General features: G+C 43.5%; 7 protein-coding genes and 1 rRNA gene. 2 read left to right on the top strand and 6 right to left on the bottom strand.

Annotated elements, in window-relative coordinates; translation table 11 throughout:
* Positions 1-50 precede the first annotated feature (50 nt).
* Positions 51-161 (top strand): 5S ribosomal RNA (gene rrf / locus AC27HD_RS10255).
* Positions 162-461: 300 nt separating this feature from the next.
* Here rrf and AC27HD_RS10250 read toward each other — a convergent pair.
* Entirely contained in the window at positions 462-2,903 is a 2,442-nt protein-coding gene (locus tag AC27HD_RS10250; protein ID WP_487105536.1) for a DNA polymerase II, read from the bottom strand.
* A gap of 284 nt (positions 2,904-3,187) precedes the next feature.
* On the opposite strand from AC27HD_RS10250, the gene AC27HD_RS10245 reads away from it, so the two are divergent.
* The gene (locus tag AC27HD_RS10245) at positions 3,188-4,225 is read left to right on the top strand and encodes an MBL fold metallo-hydrolase (protein WP_487105534.1); all 1,038 of its coding nucleotides are present in this window, start codon (positions 3,188-3,190) and stop codon (positions 4,223-4,225) included.
* A gap of 218 nt (positions 4,226-4,443) precedes the next feature.
* On the opposite strand, the gene AC27HD_RS10240 is transcribed toward AC27HD_RS10245, so the two are convergent.
* The 5 genes from AC27HD_RS10240 to AC27HD_RS10220 all read right to left on the bottom strand — a co-directional run bounded on the left by AC27HD_RS10240 (position 4,444) and on the right by AC27HD_RS10220 (position 9,004).
* Positions 4,444-5,754: a sensor histidine kinase gene (locus tag AC27HD_RS10240; protein WP_487105532.1), complete on the bottom strand. Its 1,311-nt coding sequence runs from the start codon at positions 5,752-5,754 to the stop codon at positions 4,444-4,446.
* Complete coding sequence (locus AC27HD_RS10235) at positions 5,754-6,338, bottom strand: chemotaxis protein CheX (RefSeq protein ID WP_032097292.1); 585 nt, start codon at positions 6,336-6,338, stop codon at positions 5,754-5,756. Before AC27HD_RS10235 ends, AC27HD_RS10240 begins: the two co-directional genes overlap by 1 nt.
* The gene (locus AC27HD_RS10230) at positions 6,335-6,700 is read right to left on the bottom strand and encodes a response regulator (RefSeq protein ID WP_032097293.1); all 366 of its coding nucleotides are present in this window, start codon (positions 6,698-6,700) and stop codon (positions 6,335-6,337) included. The genes AC27HD_RS10235 and AC27HD_RS10230 overlap by 4 nt, the downstream gene beginning before the upstream one ends.
* Positions 6,701-6,956: 256 nt before the next feature.
* Positions 6,957-8,138 (bottom strand): pyridoxal phosphate-dependent aminotransferase, encoded by a 1,182-nt coding sequence (locus tag AC27HD_RS10225; protein ID WP_487105529.1) that lies wholly within the window; start codon positions 8,136-8,138, stop codon positions 6,957-6,959.
* Positions 8,139-8,182: 44 nt separating this feature from the next.
* Positions 8,183-9,004: a sulfite exporter TauE/SafE family protein gene (locus tag AC27HD_RS10220; RefSeq protein WP_032097295.1), complete on the bottom strand. Its 822-nt coding sequence runs from the start codon at positions 9,002-9,004 to the stop codon at positions 8,183-8,185.
* Between the last annotated feature and the right edge of the window lie 242 nt (positions 9,005-9,246).

Genomic DNA, 9,246 nt, shown 5'->3' with positions numbered 1-9,246 from the left:
GCCTAGTTATCGTTTGATATCAGATTTTCCTAAATTGTTAACCAGCTCTTCCTGGCAGCCATAGTGATACGGCACCACCTGACTTCATTCCAAACTCAGAAGTGAAACGTATTAGCGCCGACCGGTGACCGGCGCAGGGATAGTGTGGGGTTTCACCATGTGAGAGTAGGACGGGCTGGCCCTCCAGACTGCCAGGTCCCAGTAAGAAAAACCCGCCTAACGGCGGTTTTTTTGTTTTCTGCCCCAAAAAAATAAATGGGGTCAGGTCCTCATTAATCCCCCTGATTACATTCATAACATCCAACCTAAAAAACATAAATGGGGTCAGTTCCGCATTTATCTCCCAATTACATCCAGCACACCGAATCTAACGAACATAAAACAGGGGCAGAACCCAATATTGTCGTCTGCATTGCCTACAACAGATAAACGATCAAAGAATGTGGACCTGACCCCAATTTTTAAAAGAGCATGAGTTGGTCGTCGACGATGTCGCTAAAATCTATTCCGATTAAAGGCAGGATACTCTCTGCTATGGGGCGGATTTGCTTATCAATATAGTGGTTATGATCTAGGGGGGAGCTCACCATATCGCTGGTTTGAGGGCCGTTTAGTGTAATAACATAAGCGATGGTTCTATTACGTTGATATTGTAATGGTGCTTGGCGCTCTGCATTTAACTTATCGGCCAAAATAGCCGCCTTCACATGAGGTGGATGGGATTTCGTATAAGACGATAAAGGTTTTCTTAAACGCTTCTTGTAGATCAGCTGTTGGTCTACTTCTCCGCTGTTAATTTTATCAATCGTATCTCGTATAAACTGTTTCACAGGCTGCTGTTTAAACACTTTACTATACAATTCATATTGAAAGTCTTTTGCTAATTGTGTCCAATCAGAGCGAACGTTTTCTAGCCCTTTAAAGACTAACTCCTCGTTTTCATTACTCTCACCGATGTTACTTTCAGAGAAAGTGGTACCGTCATCGTCGTTAGATGCTCGTTGAGGCTCAGTATGTTCTATACCAGTATCTCGAATGCCGGCATAACGCTTTTTGCTGCCTTCTGATGAACCTCTGATAGTAGGCATAAAGAACTTGGTAAAATGAGATTCAAATTCAATTTCTAGCTCACAGGTGAGGTTAAAATCTTCAGCGATGAGTGTCTGCCACCGTTGATTTATGATTGTAGCAAGCTGCTTACCTGTCTCCTTTGGCGTACCGAGCGAAATATTGTCATTTAAGTGAACAAAGGTTGAGTCTGTATCACCGTAGATAACCGTATATCCTAACTCTTCAATCCATTTCGCAGTGGTTTGCATTATGTCATGCCCACGAAGGGTAATTGAACTAGCAAGCCTTGGGTCGTAAAAGGGGCAACCGCCACTACCTAAAACGCCATAAAACGAGTTCATGATGATCTTGATAGCCTGAGAGCGGGGTTTGTCTTCTTGACGCTTGGCTTCGTCACGTTGTGCCCATAGATTTTTGATAATGTCGGGTAAGAAGTGTTTGGTACGGCTAAAAACAGCTCCCTTGAAGCCAGGAATGGCTTTTTCGGGAGATAGTAAACCTTCAGCTAAACCTAAAGGGTCGATATTAAATGTCCGTATTATTGACGGATAAAGGCTTTTAAAATCTAAAACCAGTACATCATCATACAGTCCTGGTAAAGAACGCATTACGTATCCACCAGGGCTTGCAAGCCCGCCATTTGACGGTCGCACGCCAGCAACGTAATGCTCTCTATGCAGCTTTGGTAAATATACGTTTAAAAACGCGGCAACTGACCCACCGGGTCTACCTAACTCAAGTCCCGTCAACGTGCCTCGCAGCGTTAAAAAATCAATAAACTGGGTTTTTTGTTGGATACTGTTTACAAGTTCGCTGTCTTTAAAGTTGTAGTCGGCAAGAGATAAGGGCTCGTGCAAATACTGATGCTTGATTGCCTTGAGTTTATCGTCTTCTTGAATAAGCTTATTTTCGTTTAAAAGCTGCTCGGCTACATTGTCTAAAGAAAATGAGTCGAAGTGATAGGTCATTGTTTTGAGCGCCTCTATACCGTCAACAATGCAGCGGCCCGGTATATTGACCAGTACTTGGTCATCCCATTCTCTCGCCGTGGCCTCTCTGCCTTGTCGGCCCATCAATAGCTTTTCGTTCAGGCGCTTTGCACGTCGCGCTATAACAGCGAAGTCAAACTGCTTCACATTCCAGCCCAAAATAATATCAGGGTCGATATTGCAGATTCGGGAGAAAAACACGTTAAGCAGCGTTTTCTCGCTATCAACCACCGCCAACGTGTAATGCTGACTCGTTGATGCTAATACCTTATTTTCGAAAGTAGGGGGCCTAACTAAGATGACTTCGTTATGACTCTCACCTGCGATTGAAATACTAAATAGTGATTCGTTCTCATCGCATTCAATATCAATACTTACCCACGTAAATGCTGGCAAATAGTTAGATGGTCTAATTCGAGCGTTAATTATTTCATTGTCGTTGTTAGGAGAAACAAACTCTATAGCACCATAAATGAAACGTTCCATAAGATATCGGTCGGCTAACCGAATATCGGCTTCATAGAGCGTGATACTATTTTCGGTCGCAATTTTTCTGAGCTTGTGCATTTGGCTTTCGGTGTTTGTTTTTACAGTAACAACCCGTATTTGCTCTAGCGTTTTAAAGTGGTCAGAGGGAAAGGACACATCACGGTGCAATACACCTGAAGCGGCTAAGGCACTAATAAGTTTGTCTTTATTATCCATAGCAACAAAACAAGTGGGCTGCTGAGGGGCAGACACTAGCCTTACCGTCTTTTCGTGTGTTTTCACCCATAGCTCAACAAACGCCTTACCCTTTTCGGTAAACGTGCTCTTATTGAGAATATAACCTTGTTTAATCACGCCATGCTTTTCTTTTGTTTATCAACTTTTAACAATGAGCTACTACCACTTTTCAAAACCTATTGGTGCTAATTAGGTATTAGAAACCCGATTCCCAGCCAGAAAAGCTAAGTATACCGCACCTCGCTGTCGGTTATCCTCATTCCATTAACTTCATAGCCAGCCCATTGCTATAACTTACCACTATAGATGTCCATTCGAGAGATACGTTTGTTTTTACGTTTAAGCCGCGTTAGAAGTAACATCCCGTATAATCAGTTTTGTATCTTTAAAAGAGGTATGCCATGCAATATCTAGCAGACAAACAGCCACAGCCTGGTGAACTTGTTGAAATTGCGAACGGTGTTATGTGGCTAACTATGCCTTTGCCGTTTGAACTTGACCACATTAATCTCTATCTCATTAAAGATGAAGACAAGTGGGTGGTTGTTGATACGGGTATTGGTACGTCGACAACGAAAGCGTTGTGGCAACAGATATTTGAAAAGCTCGATGGCAATATATCCGCTGTTATCGTCACCCATCTTCATCCCGACCACATCGGGTTAGCGGGTTGGATTGCCGACGAATTTGATGTTCCTTTTTATATGTCACAAACTGAGTACTTCACTGCTAGAGCGTTTTGTGCAGGCAAAAATGGTGCGTCGAATAAAAGAGATGTCCGTTATTTTAGCCAAGCTGGCCTAGACAGCGAGCTAGTTGAAAAGCTTACTCAGGGAGATGGTAAAGGGTTTAGCCAAGTTGTATCACCCATTCCAGTCAGTTATACGCGATTGAAGCACAACGATGTGCTGTCATTTGATAATAACGAGTGGAAAGTATTGGTTGGAAGGGGACATTCTCCAGAGCACGCTTGTCTGTACTGCGAAAGTAAAGGGGTGTTGATTTCAGGCGATCACATACTGCCCATGATAACGCCAAATATTGGCGCTTACTCTACCGAGCCTGACGCGCTTACTTTGAATGACTACCTTACCACGCTCCCTCCGTTCAAAGCGCTCCCAGAAGATACAGTTGTATTACCCGCTCACAAGCTCCCGTTTGTAGGCTTGCACCAACGGGTTGATGAATTACTTGCGCATCACCATCAACACCTTAGTGCATTAAAAAGTGCGTGTGCCACACCACAAACGGTGGCTCAGCTACTGCCCGTGATGTTTAAGCGAAAGCTCTCAAGTAGAAATATGGTGTTTGCTGTGGCAGAGTGTTACGCCCATTTAAATTATTTGGTTGCCGAGGGAGAACTAACAAAAACGCTACTAGATGACAGTGTATTAACGTTTACTCAGCCCTTGGCCGCTAAACTGACAGCAACTAACTGAGAGCGGCTAAACTAACCGGCGAATGTATAACTAGATAAATACGTATTACGTGTTTATTTTACGTGACTGATACAGGTGTTGAGCCCAGCGCTACCTCACAAAATGTGTTGAAACTGTTAGCAAGAAACTATTAGCAAAGAGCTGTTAGCAAAGAGCTATTAGCCAGGAACGATGCCCCAACTCAGCGAGAATCCAGGCAAGTCGCTTTTTCGTTAGCGCTATTTTGAAAGCGCTTCAGTCGCGGGCTCTGAATTATCAGTAGTGGAAGATTGCGGGGGACTTTTTGGAATCGTAATTTGCACAACGGTGCCTTTGCCTTCTTTACTGCTTATAGATACTTTTCCCTGATGTTTCTCTATTGCGGTATAGGCAACGGATAAGCCCAACCCCTGGCCTTGCCCTTCAGGCTTTGTAGTAAAGAAAGGTTCAAATATACGCTTTAGGTTTTGTTCGGCAATACCACACCCGCTGTCTAAAATTTTAAACGCAATATCATTGTCATTTTCGATAATGCTTAGCTTTATAAAGCCCTTATCTTCAATGGCTTGGGCTGCGTTAACCATCACGTTCATCAGCGCTTGCTTAAGCGTGCCAGGGTCGCCGATGACTTCTAGCTTTTCCTTAGCACATTCAAACTTATACTCAGGCTTTGCATACTGCGCTGATATTAATGTAATAAGCTGTTTTGCCACGCTGCAAACTTCAATGTTTTGATAACCATCCGCAGTCTCTAAAGAAAAGTTTTTAAGGTTTTCAACGATGTCTCTCACACGGCTCAAACCTTCGCTCGATTCGTCAATAAGCTCGGTAATATCGTCCTTTAGCATTGCATAGTGGTTACTTTCATAGAGAGATTGCACCTGTTCCTGCATCTCTTCTGTGAAATGAGTAATCTGAGATTCCACACCATCGCATATTGCCAAAAGATGTGACGCATATTGAGACAAGGTATCTAAGTTTGCAGTAACAAAGCCAATAGGATTATTGATTTCATGAGCTATACCTGCAGCTAACTGTCCGGTAGAAGCCATTTTTTCAGCTTGAATAAGCTGGCTTTGTGCGGTATCCAGTTTTCTGATGAGCTTACGCTGCTCAGCGTGTTCTTTTTTAAGCGCTTGAGAGAGCTTTTGCTGGGCACGAAAATAGCTGGCTTGGGCCGTTACGTCTTGAAGGAATATACAGGCTAGTTTTCTGCCGGATGTATTATCTTTTATAGGAATAATTTCCATATTTTGATACATCTGGGTTTCTTCGCCCGTAATAGGGCGGCTACTTTTAAACGGGAAAATGTGTGGCCGTTGCTCCCAATAACTAAAGCTGGGGTGTTGCAACACAAACACTGACTTAAGTCGCCGTTTAAGAAACTTTCCTTGGCCTTTGAATAATTCAGTAACAGATTGTTCTTTGTAATCTTTTCGCAACTCGTGTGGCAAGCGGTCTAAAAAAAAGTCATTCAAGTAAACCACGTTGAATGCTTCGTCAACAATGCCGATCCCGACGGGAAGTTTACTAACGAGTTGCTCGAACATTACCCGAGTAACTCATCCAATGTGTCTTTCATTCTGATGAGAGATTCATCGTCTAAACAAAAAACAACGCGCATACTGAATGATGATATGGCAATGATAAATTGCACCTCCATCACTAAGGTATGCTGCCACTGCAGGTCGCTAAAGTTGGACTTTTCAGGTTGAAATAGGGTTGGCATATTCAAGTTCGTGGTCAGCTCTAACTGATCAGATAGCCCTGCTAAGCAAGCACCTGCAAGAATGTTACAAAGCTCGAGTATGATTTCTTGAATGTCTTCTTTTGTAAGAGGCTCTTCGTAGTCCATCAGCTTTGCCACTTCAGCCAGGCCAGACTGTGATAGCACCGACATGACTTCGCCATGGATATCACCCAAAAATGACTGGCGCGTATAAAAGGCGTCTTTTGTTTCAAACAGCAAACCATACAGTTCGTTTGGCGTCACCGTAGAAATTTTTGGGATAGAAATGTCAATTTTCGTTTCAATGAGTTGAGCCAGTGAATTTGCAGCTTGCCCCATTGATATATTGAGCAACTCTTGCAGCGCATCTCTTTGATCTTCGTCAAGTGGTAACACAATACTCATAAGTACCCCAATTCGAACATCGCCATAGCGAGCTCTTCTTTGTCTAGTGGTTTTCTCAAAAAGCGTTTTGCGCCAAGGGATATCACAATCTTCTGTTTCTCTGGCTGAAAATCAGCACTGATAACAATGACGTTAAGTGTACTTTCTTGTTCGTGAAGGTATTCCAACACGCCAACGCCATCTACCTCAGGCATAGTGAGGTCGAGCAATAGTAGATCAAACGTTGTTTCTGCTAGCAAGTTTATGGCCTCTTGACCATTCGTTGCTTCACTAATGGTATAGTCTAAATCTTGTGGCAATGCACGAATAACACTGCGTCTAGACAGCTTAGAATCATCAGCAACTAAAACAGATATCGACATTAAAAAATCTCCTAGATGGCATCCATCGTGTCTGCACAGTAGTAAAGTATGTGCAAGATTAGCGTTACTGCAACAATCTATGAGAAAAAGTTTGCAGTTAGCCGTACTTTCAATAATTGAGATTATATGGCAAAAGTGACTTTTGTGCGTATTATACTTTAAGTCTAAAAGTGGCGCTAAAGAGGCAAATGAAGATATTTATAGAGGTATGGATGTGTGCGCCGCGATATTCAGCGCACATGAATAGCGTTAGTGATTACGCGTTTTGGGCTTTTTCCATCTTTTCTAGGGCTTCTGGTATTGCATCAATATACCTTTGCACATCGCTAATTGTGCCCATGCTAACTCGAGACCAATTGTTGTAACTTCTGTAAATACCGCGGATCAATATGTCTTTTTCAGCCATTGCACGTCTGAAGTGTTCAGCATTTCCACTTCCTAAATTGACAAATACAAAATTAGTACTCGATGATGCGGCTGTCAAACCGTTAGCTTTCACAGCATCCATCACCATCGCGCGTCCCTGTAGAATTTTATCTTTCGAAAATGTGAGAAATGCATCATCGTTGTAGCTTGCAATCGCTGCCGCAAGACCGGCTTGGTTCAACGTGTAATTACCCATCCCGTATTGATTTACCCATTCAGTATTTTGTTCTGATGCTATTAGGTAACCCACCCGCATACCCGCAAGGCCATAAATTTTCGAGAAGGTACGAGCCACGACTATATTGTGGCCAGCTTTAACTAGTGGGATCATGGTATGTGCCGATGGGTCATCGGTAAGTTCGTTGTATGCTTCATCTACCAGCACAAGCGTTTTCTTAGAGGCTTTAATGCAAAACTCTCTCAGCGCTTTAGGGTCTAAAATTTTTCCAGTTGGGTTATTAGGGTTACATATGTGCACCATACCAATAGAGCCATCAATAGCGTTGTAAATAGCGTCTAAATCGATATCTAGCGCGGCCGTATTAGCTACGCGGATAATTTCACGACCCCCTTGTTTTTCAGGCGCTTTGGATGTGGTATCCCAAAATAGATCAGGCCCTAAAATATTGCCCTTTTGACTAGCCGCTAACGCGGTATAAGATAAAATTGGGCTTGAGCCTGCGCTTAGCGATATGTTTGTTTTTTCAATGCCGTGTCGCTCTGCAATCATGTCTATTAATCTCATGGCTGCAGGGTAGGCATAGTATGCACCACCTTGCGCTGCAGCATCCGATATGGCTTTAAGTGCAGCGGTGCTCGGTCCAAATGGGTTTTCGTTGGCATTAAGCTTAGCTACGCCAGGTTTAGGGCCATAGCGAAGTGGCGGTTGATTTTTTAATGCCTGAGCGGTTGCTGCCTGAGCGCCTAGGGTGGTAACAATGCCGCTTGCTCCTACAGCCGTGGCCGCGGCGCTTCCGCCAAGAAATAAACGTCTTGAGCGATTCATAGTCATGGTGTTATTCCTTTTTCTTAATCGTTAATTTTTTTGTTACTCGCCTACATTGCCTTGTAAAACATAGCGCTAGACACAAGGACGAGATAGATACCAAATAAGCGCTTCAGTCTTTTTTCACTAAAGTTATGGGCCATTTTGGCCCCAATAGGTGCGGTAAAAATAGCGCCAATGCTAATAGCCACAAGGGCAGGTAGATTAATGTAGCCAACGGTACCAAACGGCAGTGCACCGGTTTGGGAATGCGTCATAAATAAAAAGCCTATAGCACCGGGCAACCCAATTAAAAAGCCAACGCCTGCAGCGGTAGCTACCGCTTGCTGAATACTGCGTTTGCACATCACCATGGTGATAACAGTTGGTGTGCCGCCACCAATACCCAGCAATGCAGAAAAGCCTCCTAGTACGAAGGCAAGCAAGGCTTTACCCTTTCCCGTGGGCATCGCGAATACAAGGCCTGGTCGAACGACGAATTCAGGAAATAAAAAATACACCGAGTACAATAATACACCGGCTGCGAATACTACGGTGAGGCCGTTAGCGCTGGTATAACTTGCTATCGCCACTCCACCTATTACACCCAGCACAAGCCAAATGCTCCACGAGCGAAGTATGTCGAAGTCCACAGCGCCTTTAGCTTTATGGGCCATGACAGAACGAGCACTTGAAACAACAATAGAGGCTAACGAGGTTCCAATGGCCACTTTTACCAATGCCTCTGAAGGAGGAGTGAAGAAAGGAAATACTGCTAAAAGGGCAGGTACTACAACAAAGCCTCCACCATTGCCGAACAGGCCTGCAGTTATCCCCGCAATTGCACCTGTTGCACATAACGTAACTACAAACAGCAGTAGTTCTATTTCCATTAACGCTTTTGCTCCATTGAAAGTTGTTGCACTGATAAATTGATGAACTTGAGCGTTTAACAGTAGCCAGGCTTGGCGTTCTTGTATGCGTTCCTATATGTACTGTTATAAGTGTCGTTATTTATGTCGCTTATATGCACTGATTTTAAGCAATACAATGCACAACAAAGGCGCTATGCAAAGCGACTATTCCAGCCTACGCCCATTTTAAAAAAATGCGTTTCATGTTCGTAGGCTAAAAG

It is taken from the genome of Alteromonas sp. 4NS20-0143 (assembly GCF_057542855.1).
The sequence above is the reverse complement of the archived record's forward strand: the minus strand, read 5'-3'. Positions and strand labels throughout refer to the sequence as shown.

Excerpts from the sequence above, each read along its gene's own strand:
- AC27HD_RS10245 (WP_487105534.1), top strand. The coding sequence starts at position 3,188 with ATGCAATATCTAGCAGACAAACAGCCACAGCCTGGTGAACTTGTTGAA.
- AC27HD_RS10240 (WP_487105532.1), bottom strand. The coding sequence starts at position 5,754 with ATGTTCGAGCAACTCGTTAGTAAACTTCCCGTCGGGATCGGCATTGTT.
- AC27HD_RS10235 (WP_032097292.1), bottom strand. The coding sequence starts at position 6,338 with ATGAGTATTGTGTTACCACTTGACGAAGATCAAAGAGATGCGCTGCAA.
- AC27HD_RS10230 (WP_032097293.1), bottom strand. The coding sequence starts at position 6,700 with ATGTCGATATCTGTTTTAGTTGCTGATGATTCTAAGCTGTCTAGACGC.
- AC27HD_RS10225 (WP_487105529.1), bottom strand. The coding sequence starts at position 8,138 with ATGACTATGAATCGCTCAAGACGTTTATTTCTTGGCGGAAGCGCCGCG.
- AC27HD_RS10220 (WP_032097295.1), bottom strand. The coding sequence starts at position 9,004 with ATGGAAATAGAACTACTGCTGTTTGTAGTTACGTTATGTGCAACAGGT.